At 62.3% G+C, this 19,658-nt stretch carries 20 protein-coding genes; 10 read left to right on the top strand and 10 right to left on the bottom strand.

Going from position 1 to position 19,658, the window contains the following annotated elements:
• Positions 1 to 7: 7 nt before the first annotated feature.
• Entirely contained in the window at positions 8 to 154 is a 147-nt protein-coding gene (locus ACIQH5_RS10980) for a hypothetical protein (RefSeq protein ID WP_400403033.1), read from the bottom strand.
• A 29-nt stretch (positions 155 to 183) separates the two neighbouring features.
• On the opposite strand from ACIQH5_RS10980, the gene ACIQH5_RS10975 reads away from it, so the two are divergent.
• The 3 genes from ACIQH5_RS10975 to ACIQH5_RS10965 all read left to right on the top strand — a co-directional run bounded on the left by ACIQH5_RS10975 (position 184) and on the right by ACIQH5_RS10965 (position 3,542).
• Positions 184 to 729: a hypothetical protein gene (locus ACIQH5_RS10975; protein WP_400403031.1), complete on the top strand. Its 546-nt coding sequence runs from the start codon at positions 184 to 186 to the stop codon at positions 727 to 729.
• Between the two features lie 395 nt (positions 730 to 1,124).
• Complete coding sequence (locus ACIQH5_RS10970; protein WP_062066907.1) at positions 1,125 to 2,480, top strand: ABC transporter substrate-binding protein; 1,356 nt, start codon at positions 1,125 to 1,127, stop codon at positions 2,478 to 2,480.
• A 123-nt stretch (positions 2,481 to 2,603) separates the two neighbouring features.
• Positions 2,604 to 3,542 (top strand): lipid kinase, encoded by a 939-nt coding sequence (locus ACIQH5_RS10965; RefSeq protein ID WP_400403028.1) that lies wholly within the window; start codon positions 2,604 to 2,606, stop codon positions 3,540 to 3,542.
• A 57-nt stretch (positions 3,543 to 3,599) separates the two neighbouring features.
• On the opposite strand, the gene ACIQH5_RS10960 is transcribed toward ACIQH5_RS10965, so the two are convergent.
• The 4 genes from ACIQH5_RS10960 to ACIQH5_RS10945 are packed head-to-tail and all read right to left on the bottom strand — an operon-like array spanning position 3,600 to position 7,749.
• Entirely contained in the window at positions 3,600 to 4,370 is a 771-nt protein-coding gene (locus tag ACIQH5_RS10960) for an ABC transporter ATP-binding protein (RefSeq protein ID WP_062066914.1), read from the bottom strand.
• On the bottom strand, positions 4,367 to 5,377 hold the full coding sequence (locus ACIQH5_RS10955) for an ABC transporter ATP-binding protein (protein WP_400403025.1): 1,011 nt from the start codon (positions 5,375 to 5,377) through the stop codon (positions 4,367 to 4,369). Before ACIQH5_RS10955 ends, ACIQH5_RS10960 begins: the two co-directional genes overlap by 4 nt.
• Complete coding sequence (locus ACIQH5_RS10950) at positions 5,374 to 6,342, bottom strand: branched-chain amino acid ABC transporter permease (RefSeq protein ID WP_062066921.1); 969 nt, start codon at positions 6,340 to 6,342, stop codon at positions 5,374 to 5,376. The genes ACIQH5_RS10955 and ACIQH5_RS10950 overlap by 4 nt, the downstream gene beginning before the upstream one ends.
• Before the next feature lie 9 nt (positions 6,343 to 6,351).
• A complete protein-coding gene (locus tag ACIQH5_RS10945) occupies positions 6,352 to 7,749 on the bottom strand; it encodes a branched-chain amino acid ABC transporter permease (RefSeq protein ID WP_400403021.1) in 1,398 nt (465 codons plus the stop codon).
• A gap of 343 nt (positions 7,750 to 8,092) precedes the next feature.
• Here ACIQH5_RS10945 and ACIQH5_RS10940 point away from each other — a divergent pair, with 343 nt between their 5' ends.
• Positions 8,093 to 9,004 (top strand): Bax inhibitor-1/YccA family protein, encoded by a 912-nt coding sequence (locus ACIQH5_RS10940; protein WP_062066927.1) that lies wholly within the window; start codon positions 8,093 to 8,095, stop codon positions 9,002 to 9,004.
• Positions 9,005 to 9,141: 137 nt separating this feature from the next.
• Here the strand turns inward: ACIQH5_RS10940 and ACIQH5_RS10935 are convergent, their stop codons facing one another.
• The 3 genes from ACIQH5_RS10935 to galT are packed head-to-tail and all read right to left on the bottom strand — an operon-like array spanning position 9,142 to position 12,740.
• A complete protein-coding gene (locus tag ACIQH5_RS10935) occupies positions 9,142 to 10,377 on the bottom strand; it encodes an acetyl-CoA C-acetyltransferase (protein ID WP_400403017.1) in 1,236 nt (411 codons plus the stop codon).
• A 54-nt stretch (positions 10,378 to 10,431) separates the two neighbouring features.
• Positions 10,432 to 11,592, bottom strand: a complete 1,161-nt coding sequence (gene galK / locus ACIQH5_RS10930; protein ID WP_400403014.1) for a galactokinase — start codon at positions 11,590 to 11,592, stop codon at positions 10,432 to 10,434.
• Positions 11,589 to 12,740 (bottom strand): galactose-1-phosphate uridylyltransferase, encoded by a 1,152-nt coding sequence (gene galT, locus ACIQH5_RS10925; RefSeq protein ID WP_400403012.1) that lies wholly within the window; start codon positions 12,738 to 12,740, stop codon positions 11,589 to 11,591. Before galT ends, galK begins: the two co-directional genes overlap by 4 nt.
• 79 nt (positions 12,741 to 12,819) lie before the next feature.
• Between galT and ACIQH5_RS10920 the strand changes: the two genes are divergently transcribed.
• The 4 genes from ACIQH5_RS10920 (at position 12,820) to ACIQH5_RS10905 (ending at position 17,045) form a co-directional block, all read left to right on the top strand.
• The gene (locus ACIQH5_RS10920; protein WP_400403009.1) at positions 12,820 to 13,788 is read left to right on the top strand and encodes an aldose 1-epimerase family protein; all 969 of its coding nucleotides are present in this window, start codon (positions 12,820 to 12,822) and stop codon (positions 13,786 to 13,788) included.
• 105 nt (positions 13,789 to 13,893) lie between these two features.
• Positions 13,894 to 15,174: an AI-2E family transporter gene (locus ACIQH5_RS10915; RefSeq protein ID WP_400403007.1), complete on the top strand. Its 1,281-nt coding sequence runs from the start codon at positions 13,894 to 13,896 to the stop codon at positions 15,172 to 15,174.
• 3 nt (positions 15,175 to 15,177) lie between these two features.
• A complete protein-coding gene (gene ilvA / locus ACIQH5_RS10910; RefSeq protein WP_400403005.1) occupies positions 15,178 to 16,416 on the top strand; it encodes a threonine ammonia-lyase in 1,239 nt (412 codons plus the stop codon).
• A gap of 14 nt (positions 16,417 to 16,430) precedes the next feature.
• Positions 16,431 to 17,045, top strand: a complete 615-nt coding sequence (locus tag ACIQH5_RS10905) for a rhomboid family intramembrane serine protease (protein ID WP_400403002.1) — start codon at positions 16,431 to 16,433, stop codon at positions 17,043 to 17,045.
• A 141-nt stretch (positions 17,046 to 17,186) separates the two neighbouring features.
• On the opposite strand, the gene greA is transcribed toward ACIQH5_RS10905, so the two are convergent.
• Both greA and ACIQH5_RS10895 read right to left on the bottom strand, forming a co-directional pair.
• Positions 17,187 to 17,681 (bottom strand): transcription elongation factor GreA, encoded by a 495-nt coding sequence (gene greA / locus ACIQH5_RS10900; protein ID WP_026542824.1) that lies wholly within the window; start codon positions 17,679 to 17,681, stop codon positions 17,187 to 17,189.
• Positions 17,682 to 17,833: 152 nt separating this feature from the next.
• Entirely contained in the window at positions 17,834 to 18,292 is a 459-nt protein-coding gene (locus ACIQH5_RS10895) for a DUF4307 domain-containing protein (protein WP_400403000.1), read from the bottom strand.
• A gap of 75 nt (positions 18,293 to 18,367) precedes the next feature.
• Here ACIQH5_RS10895 and mca point away from each other — a divergent pair, with 75 nt between their 5' ends.
• Positions 18,368 to 19,273, top strand: coding sequence for a mycothiol conjugate amidase Mca (gene mca, locus ACIQH5_RS10890; RefSeq protein WP_400402997.1), 906 nt, complete (start codon positions 18,368 to 18,370; stop codon positions 19,271 to 19,273).
• 106 nt (positions 19,274 to 19,379) lie between these two features.
• Positions 19,380 to 19,652, top strand: a complete 273-nt coding sequence (locus ACIQH5_RS10885) for a hypothetical protein (protein WP_400402994.1) — start codon at positions 19,380 to 19,382, stop codon at positions 19,650 to 19,652.
• Positions 19,653 to 19,658 lie beyond the last annotated feature (6 nt).

Raw genomic sequence — 19,658 nt, 5'->3', positions numbered from 1 at the left:
TTGTCTTTCAGCCGTCAGTCCGGATGGAGAGGGCCTTACAGTCCTCAGGGACCAAGGCGCGCGCTGCCGCAAGGGCAGTCTCATAGTCAGGTCCAATAGCACTGACGGAGCCTTGCTCGCCGACCGTGTCTTCAATCGTCAGGGTTACTTCCACTCGGCAATCGTCAGGGCTTACTTTTGGGCATGGATGAACTCATAAAGCAGGGTCAGTGGTGGTGGATCTTAGTGCCAGTCCTGACTGCTTTGGCCGGCGCTTGGGTGGGCGCCAGGCTCACGAGGACGACAGAGCATAAGCAATGGCTGCGGAACCAGAAGGTTGAGGCCTACACGAACATCCTTCGTCAGGTCAACGCAGCGATTGGTGACTTGGATGCTGCTGTCACAAAACGGAAGACATCCAGAGGTGACAGCTTGAAGGATATTACGGACACATCCAACGCCAGGTTAGAGCTGATCGCGGCCAGCCAAGTCAAAACAAACCTTCGGCTAGTGGAAGAGTTGCGGCGCGCATGTCACGATGCCGCAATAGCCGGGAACATGGATGCCTACAAAACGAGTCGAGGGCTGTTGGGCAGGATGATGTTGAGCTTCCAGAGGAGCATGAGCGAGGACCTGGAGGCGACCGAAAGGGTTCCCTTGAGGCACCGCGTTTCATACTGGCTTCGTGTACAGAGACGGCGCGCAGCGGACCGCTGGGAAGAGCGAACGATACTCCGTAGAAGGCCGTGATTTGGTCGCCTATCTGGTGGCCTATCTTCAAAATGTGAGCGCATCTAGGCGCATGTCAGTGCATCCCAGTTCCGCGTCATTCCGGTCGTTTTGCACCTACCCGCACCCCGGCGCGCGCCCTACGGTCATACATAAGATCCTCGTGTTGTGGGTTCGAGTCCCACCTGGGGCACAGACGCAAGGTGAGAGCTCTTTCTCCCTTCCAGTGCACACTTCTTCTCTTCAGTGACTTTTCCCAGCGAGCTCGTAGATTCCCCACAGGCAACGAGTGTTATAGGGATGTGACCTGAATCACTTATGTTCGCGGGGCAATTGCACTAGTTTGAGTCTTAATCAGGAACACCTGAGTAATCGCATCAAAGGCAGTTCGCACCTTTCGATCGAGGAGACAACGAATGTTTGATCTTTCCCCAGCGGCGCCCCGAGCCGCCAAGCTAACAGCGCTTGGCATTGGGGTCGCTCTCTTGGCCACAGCTTGTGGTGGGTCTTCGACTCCTACCCAGACTGGGTCTTCATCCGCCGCCGCGGCAGGTATCGCCTGCCCTGCACCGAGCGCCGGGGCGGGAGCCGGCAACAGCCAGGCTGCCACCAACACGGGACCTGTACCTCCCTCGACCACCACCACGGCTACGCCGCTCAAGCTTGGATCGCTCCTGCCGACAACGGGGTCGCTGGCGTTCCTCGGCCCGCCCGAAATTGCCGGCGTCAACCTCGGCATCAAAGAAGTCAACGACGCCGGTGGCGTGCTGGGTGCCCCGGTGGAAGTGACCCACCGCGACTCCGGCGACACCAAGACCGACATCGCCACCCAGTCCACCACGGCCCTGCTGGGCCAGGGCGTGAGCGCCGTCATCGGTGCGGCCTCGTCCGGTGTTTCCAAGACGGTCATCAACCAGATCACCGGCGCTGGCGTCATCCACTTCTCTCCGGCAAACACCTCGCCTGACTTCACCACGTGGGACGACAAGGGCCTCTACTGGCGCACCGCACCGTCGGACGTCCTGCAGGGCAAGGTTCTTGGCAACTACATGGCTACCTGTGGAGCCCAAACCGTTGGCATGATCGTTCTTAACGACGCCTACGGAACCGGCCTGCAGAAGAACGTCAAGGAAGCCTTCGAGGCAGCTGGCGGCAAGGTTGTTGCTGAAGAACTCTTCAACGAGGGTGATTCGCAGTTCAGCAGCCAGGTGGACAAGGTCCTTGCAGCAAAGCCGGATGCGATCGCCCTGATCACCTTCGACCAAGCCAAGAGCATCGTCCCCCTGATGACCGGCAAGGGCGTCAAGCCCACGCAGCTGTTCATGGTTGACGGAAACACCTCGGATTACAGCAAGGACTTCCAGGCAGGCACCATGAAGGGCGCGCAGGGAACCATCCCCGGCACGTTCGCCAAGGACGCCTTCAAGCAGAAGCTCCTCGCGATCGATCCCGCACTGAAGGATTACAGCTACGCAGGCGAGTCCTACGACGCCGTAAACCTGATCTCGCTTGCCGCTGAGGCAGCAAAGAGCACCAAGGGAACGGACATTGCAGCCAAGCTCAAGGAAGTCTCTGAAGGCGGCGAGAAGTGCACCGACTTCCCGTCCTGCGTCACCCTGCTCCGCGAGGGCAAGGATATTGACTACGACGGCCAGTCCGGTCCTGTAACGTTCTCCGATGCCGGTGACCCCACCGAGGCATACATCGGCATCTACGAGTACCAGGATGACAACACCTACAAGCCGGTCCGCGAAGAGTTCGGCAAGCTCTAAGCTAAGCGCCAGCTGGACCGCAGTCAGCAACGGGTCCCCTTCCCGCAAGGAAGGGGACCCGTTCTGCGTCCAAAGCCATGCCGTCCAAAGCCATTACACAGGCGGTACACCTACCATGTCCTCATGAAGCTAACCCGGGAAGCCCGCTCCATCGCGGTGGTCATTAACACCGGTTCACGCAAAGGTTCCGCAGCTCGAAAGCTGGTGATCCAGAGTCTGGAAAGGGCGGAGCTCCCGGTTTCCGCCGTGTATACGGTGGATGGAGGTGGGGACCTCGGCCGCACCCTGAAGCAGGCGGTTACTGACGGGCACGATCTTGTGCTGGTGGGGGGAGGCGACGGAACGGTAGCCTCCGCAGCCGGGCTCGTGGCCGGTACCGACGTCGTACTTGGTGTCCTTCCTCTGGGCACCGCCAATGACCTTGCAAGGACCCTGGAGATCCCCCGGGACCTGAGCAGCGCTTGCGCTGCCTTCGCGGAGGGAAAAGTGGTGGACATCGACCTCGGACGGGCCAACGGCCAGCCGTTCCTGAATGTGGCTTCGGCCGGCCTCTCCGTGGCTGTCACGGAGGCACTCAGTCCGCGCCTCAAGCGGCTCATCGGCCCCTTGGCATACGGTGTGGCTACTCTGCGCTCCTACGCCAAGCACAGGCCCTTCCACGCCCGCCTTGAGTTCCCGGAAGGGGACCATGAGCCCGTGGAGCTGGAGGACCTGCTTCAAGTGGCAGTAGGGAACGGACGATACTACGGCGGCGGCAACGCGGTCTCTCCCACAGCGGGGATTGACGATCACACCCTGGACATTTATGCGATCCTGGCTGCACCGCTGCGGGAGCAGGCCAAGATCGCCCGTTCGCTCAAGAATGGCAAATTTGTGGAAAACGAGCGGGTGTACCACCTCACCAGCCGGAGCGTCAGGCTGGTCACCACTCCGCCGCTGCCGGTAAACCTCGACGGCGAGATCGCAACCAGCACGCCCACGGACTTCACTGTTGAGCGGAATGCGGTGCATGTGGTGGTGCCGAAGAACAGCAACAGCGCCACATTCGAGGGGCGCAGCTGAAAACAGCGAAGGCCTGGTTCCGGCGACACCGGAACCAGGCCTTCGTGACTGACGTCGTTAGACTTCGTCGGCGAGGGTACCCAAGTACAGCTGAATGACCTTGGGGTCCTTCATGAGCTCCCGGCCTGTACCGGTGTACGCATCCTTGCCCTGGTCCAGGACATATCCGCGGTCGCAGATCTGCAGGCAGCGGCGGGCATTCTGTTCCACCATGATCACTGAGACGCCGGCACGGTTGATCTCGTGGACACGGAGGAAGGTCTCGTCCTGTTTGACGGGGGAGAGGCCTGCGGATGGCTCATCGAGCAGCAGCACAGCCGGGTCCATCATGAGTGCCCTGCCCATGGCCACCATCTGGCGTTCGCCGCCGGAGAGGGACCCTGCACGCTGGGCACGCCGCTTACCCAGCTCCGGGAAGAGGCTGGTCACAAAGTCGAAGCGTTCGGAGAAGTCCTTGGGCCGCTGGAACATCCCCATTTGCAGGTTCTCTTCAATGGTCAGCGTGGCAAAGACGTTGTTGGTCTGCGGCACGAAGCCCACGCCCTGGGTGACCAGCTTGTTGGCCTTCAACCCAGTGAGGTCCTGGCCGCGGACCACCACTGTGCCGGAGTGGACCTTCACCAAGCCGAACATGGCTTTCAGGAGCGTGGACTTGCCCGCACCGTTAGGCCCGATGATGCCGATCAGTTCGCCCTTGCGGGCCTCGATGCTGCAGCCGTTGAGGATATTGACGCCGGGAATATAACCCGCCACCAGATTGGTGACTTTGACCACCGAGTCGGACGCGGGGGCATCTGCCGAGGCGGGCATTGCGCTGGTGTTGCTCATTGTCCGTCCTCCTTCTTGGTTTCTACGATTTCGGACAGGATGCCCGCATCTTCGGTTCCCACCACCGACTCTTCGTCGGCTTCGAGTTCTGCCTCGAGCACCTTGATGCCTTCAGCGTCACCGAGGTCCACATCGTGGTGGGCGCCGAGGTAGGCGTCGATGACCGCGGGGTTCTTCATGACTTCGCCGGGAGGTCCTTCGGCAACAACCTTGCCTTCGGCCATGACCACAACCCAGTCAGCGATGTGGCGGACCATGTTCATGTCGTGCTCCACGAACAGCACGGTCATGCCCTCTGCCTTGAGGTTCTTGATGTGGTCCAACAATGACTGCGTCAGCGCCGGGTTCACACCAGCCATGGGCTCATCGAGCATCACCAGCTTGGGCTTGACCATCAAGGAACGTGCCATCTCCAGGAGCTTCCGCTGGCCACCGGAGAGGGACGCTGCATAGTCGTCCTTCTTGGCATCCAGTTTGAACTTCTCCAACAGCACGTTGGCCTGGGCTGTGATCTCCTTTTCGCGTCCGCCCCACAAGCCCTTGAAAAGGGCCTTGGAAAGCCGTTCGCCAGGCTGCTCGGCAGCACCCAGGCGCATGTTTTCCATGACGGTCAGCTTGCCCATCACTTTGGTCAGCTGGAACGTGCGAACCATGCCCATTCGGGCAACTTTGTACGAGGAGACGCCGGCCAGGCTGCTGCCTTCGAACTGCCACTTGCCCGTGTTGGGAGTGTCAAAGCCTGTGAGCAGGTTGAACAACGTGGTCTTGCCGGCTCCGTTGGGACCAATCAAGGCGGTGATCTTATGGCGCGGGATCTCAAGGTATTCCACATCCACGGCGTTGATGCCGCCAAAGGAACGGGTCACGTCCTCTGCCACCACAATGGGATCGCGCTTCTTGCAGCCGGGAGTATTTTCCCCGACGGCAATGGGTCGCGAATCGGTCATGTAGTCGATGTGGTCAGCGTTGTCAGAATTGTTGGTGTTCTGTTCGTTGGTCTCACTCATGCGAAAGCAAGCTCCTTCTTATTGCCGAAGACGCCTTGCGGGCGGAAGATCATCAGGAGCATCAACGCAACACCCACCAGGATGTAGCGCAACTGGCCGGCCTGGACGGTGGTCAGCCAGGTGATTACTCCTGATTCGATGAGGCCGTAGAGCAGGCTCTGGGTCAGCGAGAGCACTACCCAGAAGATCATGGCTCCAATGACCGGCCCCAGGACCGTGGCCATGCCGCCGAGCAGGAGGCAGGTCCACAGGAAGAACGTGAGTTCCGTGCCGTAGTTGGACGGCTGGACGGCGCCGCGGGGGAGCGTGAAGATCATGCCCGCCAAGGCCCCCAGCACGCCACCAATGATCAGGGCCTGCATCTTGTAGGCGTATACGTTCTTGCCCAGCGAGCGGACTGCGTTCTCGTCTTCGCGGATGCCCTTCAGGACGCGGCCCCACGGGCTGCGCATCAGGAGCCACACCAGGACGCAGCACACAATGACCAGTCCCCAGGCGACGACGCGAATGAAGAAGTCGCGGTTGTTCATGCCCATGTAGGACCCCTCGGGGAAGGGATTCATGGCATAGAAGGTGTTCTCAAACGCGGCCAAACCGTTGGCGGAGCCAGTGACACTGGTGAGCTGGTTGGTGGTCACCACATAGCGGACAATTTCTGCCGCTGCGATGGTGACGATTGCCAGGTAGTCGGCCCGCAGCCGCAGGGTGGGTATGCCGAGGATGAAGGCAAAGAGCACTGAGCAGAGAACAGAGATGATCAGGGCGAGGAAGAACGGGGCGTCGAAACTCAGGGTAGAGATTGCAAAGCCATAGGCACCAACCGCCATGAAGCCGGCCTGGCCGAAGTTCAGCAGGCCCGAGTAGCCGAAGTGCACCGCGAGGCCCAAAGCGGCAAGTGCGTAGGCCGCCGTCGTCGGGCTGAATAATTCGCCAAGGGCGCTGGAGAAAATAAATCCGAAGTCCATGGCCCGCTCCTAACCCACACGCTCACGCCGGCCGAGGATACCCTGCGGTCGGAACAGAAGAACAACAATCATGATGAACAGGGCGCCGACGTACTTGAGGTCGGCGGGAAGGCCGAACACTGTAGTCAGCTCCACGAAGATGCCGACGACGATCGAGCCGATCAGGGCACCGAAGACGGTTCCCAAACCACCCAGTGTCACGCCGGCGAAGATGAGCAGCAGGATTTGCGAGCCCATGTCGAAGGTGACGCCCGGGCGGTAGTAAGCCCACAGGATGCCACCGAGGGAGGCGAGGACGCCGCCGACGATCCACACAATGCGGATAACGGAGTCGACGTCGATGCCGGAGGCGGCTGCCAGTGCGGGGTTGTCCGCTACGGCGCGGGTTGCCTTGCCGAGACGGGTCTTCAGCAGGACGATGCCGATCAAGGCGATCACTACGGCACTGATGATCAGGGACCAGAGATTGTTCGGGGAGATCGAAACAGGCCCGATTTGGATTTCACTACTCTGTGCGCCGGGAAGCTGCTGTGTTGCACCGCCGAAGAAGAACTGGATGACGTAGCGGATGGCCAGGGCGAGGCCGATGCTGACGATCATCATGGGGACCAGGCCTGAACCACGCTTCCTCAGTGGCCGCCAGAGCCCTGCGTCCTGAACGTAGCCGAACAGACCGCCGCCCACCAAGGCAAGCAGGATGGCCAGCCAGAAGGGGAGTCCGAAGGCGTTGAACATGAACACCAGTACTGCGCCCAGCGTTACCATCTCGCCGTGGGCGAAGTTGGTGAGGCCGGTGGTTCCGAAGATCAGTGAGAGCCCGACGGCGGCCAGCGCCAGGAGGAGACCGAAGCTCAGGCCCGCAACGAGGCGGTTGAGGAGGTTTTGGCCGAAGTCCTGTTGCTGGACCACGATTCCCTTGCCGAAGGCGAAGATCACGGACAAGTTGGATGTCTGGCTGAACGTGACATCGCGGGGATTGTCCTGGCCGTCAGCGAGTTTGATCCCGTCCGGCAAGGTGGAGGTGTCCAACTCGATGGTGTAGGTGCCCTGAACGGGAACGCCGATGCTCCACGCTCCGTTGGCTCCGGAGGTGGCTTCACCTTCAAACCCGTTGCCCGAGGCCTTGATTTTGACGCCGGGTATGGGAGCCCTGGCGTCGTCGCGGAGGAACCCGCTGATGTTGTTCTGGAAATTCGTAGCTGATGGCGCAGGCGAGGGGGTGGTTGCCTGTGCCGAAGGGGCGGCGATCAACAAAGCAGTGATGAGGGCTGCGAACAGTGCCCCCACAACTCTCTGCAGTCCCTTGGACCGTCTGATGGACGGGTCGCGCAGTGTGCTTCTCAAAATGGAAACCTCCACAGTGGGGGTGGTCCCGGCTGCGCCATTGCAGCCGGTGCGAACGGTCATGGGGCTTGTGAACAGTTCTTGCCTAGCTGCCTCATTTTGTGATCTAAGTCACCCATGTGTGGCCTATGTTACCGCCCGGTGGAGGTAATGAATGCCCAGTTCGGGGCTGTGAAGATCGCGATCAGATAACAACTGTGAAGCTATAGGCAACTAGCGATGTAGCAAGGCTTAAGTAAACCTTTGTTGTTTGTGGGTGCTACTAAACGTTCCGGCGACGTCACTCCTCCGTTTTCTTGTCACGGTTGAGTTTCGTCTCCGTGAACAAGGGAACTTTCCCTGCCGCGCGCGCGTGGTAATTGGTACCGTGAATTATCACTAGCCCTTTTTCAGGAGGACACCCGCAATGGCACTTGGCGGAAACCCAGTCTTCAACGGAAAGAATTTCCGTGGAGCAAAGCAGGCCCCGCCTGTACCGCAGAACCCGTACGGCCAGCAGTTCAACCAGGCACCCGGCCGTGCGCCGAGCCAGGTCATGGACGGCCATGCAGCATGGTCTGCCCAGCAGCAGAACATGACCAACGAACAACTGCAGCAGATGTACAACCAGCCCGCTGCAGGCCCGGCCGACACCGGCCGCATGACGTACGACGACGTCATTATGAAGACTGTCGCCTGCCTTGTGGTTCTCATCATCGGTGCCGGCGTCACGCTCTTCGTAGCGCCCGCCCTCTCCACCATGCTCATGATTGTTGGTGCGTTGGGCGGATTCGTCCTGGCGCTGGTCAACACCTTCAAGAAGCAGCCTTCACCGGCCCTGATCCTTGCCTACGCCGGCCTTGAGGGCCTGTTCCTCGGTGGCCTCACCCGCATCCTTGATGGCATGTACCCCGGCGTCGGCCTCCAGGCTGTGATCGGTACGCTGGCAGTCTTCGGCGTCACCCTGGTGCTCTTCAAGAGCGGCAAGGTCCGCGCCACCCCCAAGATGATGCGCTTCTTCCTGATCGCCACCATCGGTTACGCCGTCTTCGCGCTGATCAACATGGTGATGATGTGGACCGGCGCCGTGCAGGAGCCTTTCGGCCTGCGTACCAGCGTTGAAATCTTCGGCATCCCGCTGGGTGTCTTCATCGGCATCCTGGCCATCGGCCTGGCAGCGTTCTCGCTGATCATGGACTTCACCAGCATCGAAGAAGGCGTCCGCGCCGGCGCCCCGGAACGTTACTCCTGGGTTGCGGCATTCGGCCTGACGGTCACCTTGGTTTGGCTCTACGTTGAAATCATCCGCCTGCTGGCAATCCTGCGAGGCGACGACTAGTTACCAACAGCTCCATCGTGAAATGCCCCCGAAGATCTCTTCGGGGGCATTTTTGCGTTCGTGAGGGGTGAGATCTCGGCGGAATAGGCGCCTCAAAGTGCCGAGTTCCAACCCCTCGCCGCCTGTAAACCCCTCGGCTAGCTCAGGCGCTCAAAGACCACTGCCATGCCCTGACCTCCACCAACGCACAGCGTGGCCAGCCCCAGGGTTCCGTCGCGGTCCTTGAGACCGTTCAGGAGCGTGCTGGTCATCCTGGCGCCGGTCATGCCGAAGGGGTGGCCCAGGGCAATGGCGCCACCGTGGACATTGAGCTTTGCAGGATCAATCCCCAATTCGCGGGCGCTCGCCACCACCTGCACGGCGAAGGCCTCGTTGAGCTCCACCAGGTCGATGTCGTCCACGGTCATCCCGGCCAAGGCCAGGGCGCGGCGTGTGGATTCCACGGGCCCCATGCCCATGAGTTCGGGGGAGAGGGCGCTGACACCGGTGGAGACCACCCTCGCCAGTGGTTGCAGGCCCAGGTCCCGGGCGCGTGAGTCACTCATGACCACCACGGCGGCGGCACCGTCGTTCAGGGGGCATGCGTTGCCGGCCGTGACGGTCCCGTCCGAGCGGAAGACGGGCTGCAGGGCGGATACTGCTTCGAGTGTCACGCCTGCTCGCGGTGAGTCATCCCTCTCCACCACAGTGCCGTCCTTGCGCGTGTACGGTGTGATGTCCCGGGCATAAAATCCTGAAGCGATGGCGGCCTCGGCGCGATTCTGGCTCAAGACGGCCCACTCATCTTGCTCGGCCCGGCTGATGCCGTAACTGGTGGCGACGTTCTCGGCAGTCTGGCCCATGGAGATATAGATGTCGGGTAGCCGCCCGCCGAGCCGCGGGTCGGTCCACGGGATGTTGGAGGCCGCGCGCGCTGCAGTACGCTGGGCCGCTGCCTCGAAAAGCGGGTTGTGGTTGGAGGAATCCGTTTCGCCGGCCCCGGCCCAGTTTTGGTATCTGGACACACTCTCCACGCCCGCGGAGACTATCGCGTGCGCTTCCCCTGACCTGATGGCGTGGAAGGCCATCCGCAGGGTTTGCAGGCTCGAGGCGCAGAAGCGGTTGATGGTGGCTGCGGGCACACGGTCCAGCCCTGCAAGGATGGCTACCACCCGTGCCATGTTGGATCCGGCCTCGCCGCTGGGTTCGGCGCAGCCCAGCAGGATGTCGTCCAGGCCTTGCCCGTCCTCGGCGGGATCGAAGGCCGGAATTTTCGCGAGTGCGGCCTGCACCATGGCGGTGGCCAGGTCATCCGGACGTTCGTCTTTGAGGGACCCTTTGAAGGCCCGGCCAATAGGGCTTCTGGCAGTGGAAACAATGACAGCCTCAGTCATGGCCCCAGCTTACGCCCGGCATCCGCTGGGACGCCGGGCGTTGGCAGCACAGGGTCAGGCCAGGCGAAGGGCTCCGGCAGCCGGGGTGACGGTGAAGATGTCCGGTGCGGTGAAGCCCGCCTCCGCGAAGGAACGCACGACGGCGTCACGCACCTGCTGCTCCTGGCCCGCCGGAGTCAACGCGATGGCTGAGCCGCCGAAGCCGCCGCCGGTCATGCGTGCACCGATGGCGCCGTTGGCCCGGGAGGTGTCCACGGCGAGGTCGAGTTCCGGGCAGGAGATCTCAAAGTCGTCGCGCATGGAAACATGGCTGGCGTCCAGCAAGGAGCCAATCGCGGCAGGGCCCTGGGCGGCCAGGGTTTCCACCGTCTGGAGGACGCGATCGTTTTCCGTGACGACGTGGCGGACCCGCCGGAGGGTCGTTTCGTCCAGCAGCCCGGAGGCTTCCTCCAAACGGTCCACGCCGACGTCGCGCAGGGCTTTGACGCCCAGAATCTCGGCACCCAACTCGCAGGACGCGCGGCGGGAGGCGTATCCGCCGTCGGCGTGCGAGTGCGACACCTTGGTGTCGATGACCAACAGGACCAGCCCGGACGCTTCTGCGTCGAAGGGGACCAGCTCCACGTGCTGGTCGCGGCAGTCAAGGAACACGGCGTGCCCCTTGGCGCCCCGCAAAGACGCCGACTGGTCCATGATGCCGGTGGGTGCACCAACGAACACGTTTTCGGCGCGCTGGGTTGCCAGCACGAGGTCCTCGGCAGCCAGGCCGGCGCCGGTCAACTCGTTCAGGGCGGAGATGACGGCGCACTCGATCGCGTGGGAGGAAGACAAGCCTGCCCCTGAGGGGACGTCGGAATCGAGCAGAAGGTCGAAACCCGGTACCTCGATGCCACGTTCTTTCAGCGCCCAAGCCACGCCCAGCGGGTAACGGGACCATCCCTCGCCGGAGCCGGGTTCGGAGTCCTCGAGATCGGCCTCCACTACGCCGTGCCCACCGAACGTGGACAGCATGCGCACCTTCGAGTCGTCGCGGACCCGCAGTGCCACCTTTGCTGTCTTGTCGATGGCGAAGGGCAGCACGAAGCCTTCGTTGTAATCCGTGTGCTCGCCGATCAGGTTGACGCGGCCGGGTGCCTGCCAGACGCCGTCGGGGGCTGTTCCGAACGTTTCCTGGAAGCGGGCGGCGAGGACGCCGGTATCGGTGGTGGTGGTCATGCTCGTGTGCCTTCCAGGGTCTTGTTCGAAGCCGGCGCTGCGGCGACGTTGCGGAGCCGCTCTGCCACTGCTTCGGGCGTGGTGTCGTTAATGAACGCTCCCATGGCGGCCTCGGAGCCAGCCAGATACTTGAGCTTATCCGCAGCGCGACGGGGTGAGGTCAGCTGCAGGTGCAGCTGGCCGGCCGGGCGAAGGACGGGATCCAACGGGGCCTGGTGCCAGGCGGAGATGTACGGCATGGGTGTGGGGTAGAGGGCATCGAGCCGCTTCAACAAGTCCAGGTAGACGTGCGAGAGCTCATCCCGTTCCTCACCCGTCAGCGCCGCAAGGTCGGGCACGCTGCGATGCGGAACGAGGTGGACCTCCAAGGGCCAACGTGCAGCGAAGGGTACATAGGCGCTGAAGTGCGCGGCCTCCAGGACCATGCGGCTGCCGTCCTCGCGTTCAGCCTTGAGAAGCGAGGCCCCGAGCGTTTCCTTCGCGTCCGCGTCGTCGTAGTATTTCCGGGCTACCGCGCCGAGCTGGGCTGCGCGCGGAGTCACGTAGGGGTACGCGTAAATTTGGCCGTGTGGGTGGTGCAGGGTGACTCCAATGTCCGCGCCGCGGTTCTCGAACGGAAACACCTGCTTGATGCCGGGCAGGGCGCTCAGCGTTTCAGTCCTTTGTGCCCACGCTTCGATGACCGTACGCGCGCGCGTTTCTCCCAGCTCGGCGAAAGAACCGGTGTGCTGAGGTGTGAAGGCAACTACCTCGCAGCGACCGTAAGCCGCGCCCTTGAGGCTGTGGCCGGAATGCCCGGGTGCAGGAAGCGGGGGGATATCACCCAAGGCCGGGCCCAAGGATGGGAAGCGGTTCTCGAACACCACCACGTCATAGTCCGCGGCCGGGATTTCGGAGGGGTTTGCAGCTGTGGTGGGGCAGATGGGGCACTGGTCTGCAGGGGGAAGGTGCGTACGGGTCTGGCGATGGGCAGCTACCGCTACCCAGTCACCGGACAAAGCGTCATAGCGCACCTCGCCGGGCTCTCCACGGGCGGGAAGCTCGCGGTGGTCCACCAAGGAATCCGGTGTTCGCTCCGGGGTTCCGGGGTCGTCGAAGTAGATCAGCTCTCGGCTGTCCGCGAGGCGGGTGCTGGTGATGCGGCTCATGAATACATCATTCCACAAGTGACCAAAAACGCATAGTTTCTAACAAAAGCTAACATTCGGCTCTCATGGATATCCGACCATGAAGTACGGTATTGCCATGCCTGCCTCCCCTTCGCCTGCCGATACCGCCCACCAGTCCGAGTCCCGCCGCTTCGCCACAGGCCGCCAGTTCGAGCTCCGCAGGGAAGACGCGCTCGCCGTCATCACCGAGCTTGCAGCCGGCCTGCGACTCTACTCCCGCGGCGGAGTCCAGTTGACTGAAAGCTATGGAGACGACGACATTCCGCCCGGTGCTACGGGCATTACTTTGGCGCCGTGGGCCAACCGGGTGGAGGACGGCATCTGGTTCCTGGAGGGGAAAAAGCAGCAACTCGATATCACCGAGGCCTCACGCAATAACGCCAGCCACGGTCTGTTGCGCAACGCCGGCTACGCGCTGGTGGACGAGTCCGAGTTTTCCGTAACCCTCGAAGCCACAGTCTTCCCCCAACACGGCTACCCGTTCCTGGTGCGGCACCAGGTGCGCTACGAACTGGATCCGGGCCTGGACCTTCGTGTTTCACAGACGTTGATCAACGATTCCCAGGCCACGGCCCCCTTCGTCTTGGGCGCTCACCCTTACCTGCGCATCGGCGACGTAGCCCCCGAGGACTTGGTCCTCACCACCAAGGCTGCAACCCGGCTGGTAGCGGACGAGCGCCTGATTCCGCGCAGCACCGCCCCCGCGGAGGATGAATACGACTTCTCCGGTGGTGCCGGAGTGGGCAGCTTGCTGGTGGATGTCGCCCTGACTGATTTGGCGTTCGACGGCGGCATGGCCCGCCACACGCTCACGGCTCCGGATGGCCGCAGCGTGAGCCTTGAGCAGGATGAGAGCTGCCGGTTCGTCCATGTTTTCGTCACGGACACTTTCCCCGGCCGATCCAAAGCCGTGGCGATCGAACCCATGACAGGACCGGCCAATGCCTTCAACAGCGGGGATGGCCTCCGTTGGTTGGCGCCCGGTGAGGCATTCACCATGAGCTGGGGAATCACGGCATCGCTCTAGCTCCTTCGTCTCGGAAGAGACTGGGAATGACACGCAAGTGCTCGGAATTGTCTCGGAAGTGAGAGCCGGTTTCCCATACGGCGCGCCCTACGGAATTATGGGTTCATGACGCCAACACCGGACGCCAAAACACGTTCAGACCGCCAAATTGCCGAAGACATCCCCTATGGGGTGCGCATTGCTGCAGCCTGGTCCTGGCGGGCAGGCCTGATCCTGCTCATGATCGGCGCCCTTGTCTGGCTGCTGGGCAAGGTCAGCTTCCTCATCATCCCGGTAATGGTTGCCGCGCTGTTGGCCGGCCTGCTGCACCCCGTAGTGAAGTGGCTGCGCAACCGCAAGATCCCCAACGGGGGAGCAGTCGCCATCACCGTCCTTGGCTTCATTGGCGTGATCGGCGGAGCGCTCGCGCTGGTGGGCAGGCAATTGGTCACGGGCTTTGGTGCGCTCTGGCAGGAGGCGCTGGCGGGCATCCAGCAAATTCAGACCTGGTTGGCCGACGGCCCGCTGCACCTCACCGCAGACCAGATTGACCAGTACATTTCCGACGGCGCGGATGCGCTCCAGAACAACAGCAGCAGCATCCTCAGCGGTGCGCTGTCCTTCGGCAGCACCGCCGGCCACTTTGCGGCCGGCCTTGTCCTGGCATTGTTCATCCTCATCTTCTTCCTCCTGGAGGGGCCACGGATCTGGGCTTTCATGGTCCGTCTCCTGCCCAGGAGCGCACGAAGGGCCACTGATGGCGCTGGACGCCGGGGCTGGACGTCCATGGTCAGCTATGTTCGGATTCAGATGTTCGTGGCGTTTGTGGATGCCGTGGGCATTGGCGTTGGAGCAGCCATCATCCAGGTTCCTTTGGCTCTTCCCCTGGCTGTCTTGGTATTCATCGGCTCGTTCATCCCGGTGGTGGGCGCGCTGGTGACCGGTGCCATCGCAGTGCTGCTCGCCCTCGTGGCCAACGGACCCATCAACGCGCTGATCATGCTGGCAATCGTCCTGGTGGTCCAACAGCTTGAAAGCCACATCCTGCAGCCGCTGGTGATGGGCAAGGCCGTGGCGCTGCACCCGGTGGCCGTGATCCTGTCCGTTGCTGCGGGTTCATACCTCGCCGGCATCCCCGGGGCCCTGTTCGCGGTCCCGCTGCTCGCCGTAGTAAACACGGCAGTTCGCTACATTGCGGGCCGGACGTGGGAACATGATGAAGGATTGGGCGGCGTGGAACTCCAGCCGGCAGCCGCTTCGGCGGGGCCGGACGGCGACGCAAACTTCAAGGAGGTCCACCTCCCGCGGCCCGAATCCCGCCTCGGCAAAGGCGTCGCCGGTAAGACCAAGGCTTCGGGGAGCACCTCTGTTGAGGAGCCTCAAGCCGACACCAACAAAGGAGAATAGTCAGTGAATACCCTCGAAACCCTGCCCGTCACGCTGGACGATGTCCTCAAGGCGCAGGAGCTGCTCGAGGGCATTATTACCAAGACTCCTGTGGAGTCGTCCCGTGCGCTGGGCAGCCTCGTGGGCGGCACCGTCTTTTTCAAGTGTGAGAACCTGCAGCGTGCAGGCTCCTTCAAGGTCCGCGGCGCTTATGTGCGCATGGCCCGGCTGACTGACGAAGAAAAGAAACGCGGCGTAGTAGCGGCCTCAGCAGGTAACCACGCCCAAGGTGTGGCAGTGGCTGCCAAGAGCCTGGGCATCAGCGCCCGCATTTACATGCCCCTTGGCGTGGCCCTGCCAAAACTGGCGGCCACCAGGAGCCACGGAGCTGAAGTCGTCCTGCACGGCCACAACGTGGATGAGGCCCTGGCTGAAGCCCAGCGCTACGCTAACGAGACAGGCGCGGTCTTTGTCCACCCCTTCGACAACGTGGATGTTGTTGCAGGGCAGGGCACTATCGGGCTCGAAATCCTGGATCAGATCCCCAACGTGGACACCATCCTCATGGGCGTTGGCGGCGGCGGGCTGCTGGCTGGTGTAGCTGTGGCCATCAAGGCCAGGGCCAAGGAACTCGGCCGTGAGATCAGGGTCATCGGCGTGCAGGCAGAAAACGCCGCCGCATACCCTCCTTCCCTCGCTGCTGATGCCTTGGTGCCGCTGAAGAAGGTCACCACCATGGCTGATGGCATCGCGGTAGGGCGTCCCGGGCAGTTGCCCTTCAGCATCATCCGGGAGCTTGTTGACGACGTGGTTACCGTGAGCGAGGACTCGCTCGCCCGGGCACTGATCTTCCTCCTCGAGCGCGCCAAGATGGTGGTTGAGCCGGCCGGGGCCGTGGGAGTAGCCGCGCTCATGGACGGCAAGATCGAAAACCCGGGGAACACCGCCGTCGTGCTTTCCGGCGGCAACATCGATCCCATGCTGATGCTCAAAGTCATCCAGCGCGGTCTTTCTGCTGCCGGCCGCTTCATGACGGTCCGGATGATGCTGGATGACCGTCCGGGTTCGTTGGCCACCATTGCCCGCATCATCGCTGAAAACGATGCCAACGTCACCGGCCTGGACCACACCCGTTTGGGTGGATCCATCAGCATGGGCGACGTCTCCATCACTATCAACCTGGAAACCAAGGGCCACGAACACGGCGAGCAGGTTCTCGGTGCACTGCGGGCCGAGGGCTTCCAGCCGATCGTGGTGCACTGACGGAAGGGGCGCCCATGGTGCTTGGAATGCCTGAGGGCTCTAAAGAAGAGGCAAAGGAATCGCTGGCCGGACGGGCGAAAGGCGGGCTGCTCTTCATGGGCGGATTCGTCATCCTGCTCTACGTCATCGAGATCCTCAATACCCTGATGCGCCACGGACTCAATGCAACCTTTGGCCTGCGCCCGCGCTCCATGGACGGCGTGCTGGACATCCTGACGTTTCCGCTGCTGCACGCAAACCTGAACCATCTGCTGTCCAACACCCTGCCGTTGATCATCTTCGGCTTCCTGGTGTTCCTGTCCGGCATCCGGGTGTTCATCACGGCGTTGGCCTTCAGCTGGCTCGGATCAGGGCTCGCGGTATGGCTGATTGGCGGGGGAGGAGTGACGGTGGGGGCCTCCGGACTGGTGTTCGGGTTCTTCGCCTTCCTGCTGGTCCGGGGATTCTTCAACCGAAACTGGTGGCAGATCCTGCTCTCCGTGGTTTTGTTCATGGCCTACGGCAGCATCCTCTTCGGTGTGCTGCCCACGGTACTTGGCTACGTCTCCTGGCAGGCCCACCTCGGCGGGGCCGTGGGCGGCGTCATCGCTGCCATCCTGCTCCGGCCCAAGCCCAAACTCACCCCCTAACCCAAGTAGGTCGCAGTTCAGGTCGTTCTGAGCGCTGAGAACGACCTGAACTGCTACCCAGTTGGGTGCGCACACGAAAAACGCCGGCCCGCCCCCAAAGGGGTGGGCCGGCGTCGTGATTTCAGGCCGGTGAGCCGCTGCTTAGGCGACGTAGGGCTTGGCGGAGACGATCTCCACCGGGATTTCCTTGCCGTTAGGGGCGACGTAGCTCAAGCTGTCGCCTTCCTTGTGGCCGATGATTGCGGCACCCAAGGGCGACTTTTCGCTGAAGACGTCAAGATCGGAATCTCCGGCGATTTCGCGGGAGCCCAGCAGGAACGTCTCTTCGTCGCCGGCAATGCGGGCAACAACCAGCATGCCGGGCTCAACGATTCCGTCATCGGCAGGAGCCTCGCCCACCTGGGCATCGCGCAGGAGTGCGGTGAGCTGGCGGATGCGGGCCTCGATTTTGCCCTGCTCTTCCTTGGCGGCGTGGTATCCGCCGTTTTCCTTGAGGTCGCCTTCCTGGCGGGCAGCTTCGATCTTCTGGACGATTTCCGCCCGGCCAGCGCCGGAAAGGTGGTCCAGCTCAGCCTGCAAGCGGTCGAAAGCTTCCTGGGTGAGCCAAGCCGCAGTGGCGCTATTGGTGGTAGACACGGATTTCTCCTCTAGATCTGACAATGCAAAAGACCCCGCCGAGTTGGCCACTCGTGAATCTCAGTAACCAACTTAACGGGGTGAAGGTTTCATCCATTGTAGTAAATCCTCTGGACGAACCCAAACCGGTTGAGGCTTAGCTCACATGAGAGTTATTTGCCGCTGTCCACGATCCAGCAGTTGTCCACCACTCCGGAGACAGCCGGGGACTCGGTTCTTAGGACGGTTCGCTGCATGGTGGTGCTGCCACCGTCGGGATCATCCTGGGGATCGTTGGGCCCGATCTCCACAACCTTCCATCCCACCACCGCGAACTTGGAATCCAAGGCTTTGATGGCACATTTGGCTGTGGCCCCCGGGTACTTTGTGACCTGGTAGTCAACCTCTGCCTGGGTGTCGTCCACGGTGCTGTACCCGATGTCCTTGAACGTGACGGGGGCCTGGGCGGAGCCCGTTGCCACATAAGCGGCGAACCCTATTCCCAGGACCAGGGCGACGATGACAATGTTCCGCTTGGTCTTGCGCGTCATGGCGCGCTTTTTACCGCCGTAACGATTGGCTAGGCTGGTGCTTGCCGGTACTTGGGTGGCCGATAGGTCCTCTGAAGTCACCCGTCCAGTTTAGTGCCGATCCCGGCGCCCTATCACCGCCCCCAAAAGCTCGACCCATGAAAGAGGAGCCGTCACGTGACAGCGTCCAGCAGTTCCGACCAGCAGCTTCGACTGCTCGCCGTCCATGCCCATCCGGATGATGAGTCCAGCAAGGGGGCAGCAACCATGGCGATGTACGCCGCTGCCGGAGTGGACGTCATGGTTGCCACCTGCACTGACGGCTCGCGAGGCGACATTCAGAATCCCGCCATGGAAGACGCCCCGCATCCCAAGCGGGACATGGCAGGCGCCCGCCGCATTGAGATGGCCAACGCTGCGGCCGTCCTGGGAATCAAGCAACGTTGGCTGGGCTTCGTGGACTCGGGCCTTCCTGAAGGCGACCCGCTTCCGCCGCTGCCGCCGGGCTGCTTCGCCCTGCAGCCGCTGGAGCGCGCCACTGCGCCTCTGGTCCGGCTGGTCCGTGATTTCCAGCCGCACGTCATCCTTAGCTACGACGAAAACGGTGGTTACCCGCACCCGGACCACATCATGGCCCACAAGGTTGCGGTGGAAGCTTTTGACGCCGCAGGTGATCCTGAGCGATATCCCGGCATGGGTGAACCTTGGACGCCCAGCAAGCTCTACTACGACCGCGCCTTCAGCCCGGACCGCTTCCGTGCGCTGCATTTTGCGTTGGAAGAGGCCGGGCTGCAGTCGCCGTACGCCGAGCGGCTGGCTGCGTGGCTGGAAACCGACGCGGAAGGTCACACAGCGCCCAAGGCAGGGCATCAGACCACCACTCAGATTGATTGCGGTGAGTTCTTTGAAGCCCGTGATGACGCACTGCGTGCGCACCGGACCCAGATCGACCCCCTCGGCTTCTTCTTCGCAGTGTCACCGGATCTGCAGCGCACCGCGTGGCCGTGGGAGGACTACACCCTGATCACGTCCAGGGTCCCTTCCGAACTGCCGGAAAAGGACCTGTTCGCGGGGATAAGATAGGAAAGCCGCTAGTTTCTATCGCTCGTAGAAATTACCGTGCGGCCAGTCGGCTCACCGGCCACGCGCTGCCAGCCGGCACGCATCAGCTCCCACAGAAGGTTTGAAAGTGCATCACTTGATTCTTGCCCTGACCGTCACTCCGTCGCCCGATCCCACGGGCACGCTGCGGCCTGGCCTGTCCGAGGATCAGGTGACGCCCGGTACGTGGGGCTTCGTCCTCACGGCCTTCATCGTGATTCTGACCACGTTCCTGATCGTGGACATGGTCCGCAGGATTCGCCGCGTCCGCTACCGTGCACAGGTGGAGGAAGCACGCTTGGCTGCCGAAGCCGGCGACGAGGCGGGGGAAGATAACTCCGCTGAGGGTGGACCCCGCTGAATCTGG

Origin of the sequence: Paenarthrobacter sp. NPDC091711, assembly GCF_044756605.1 — a bacterium.
Taxonomy (GTDB): domain Bacteria; phylum Actinomycetota; class Actinomycetes; order Actinomycetales; family Micrococcaceae; genus Arthrobacter.
This window is presented reverse-complemented; position numbering and strand designations above follow the sequence as displayed.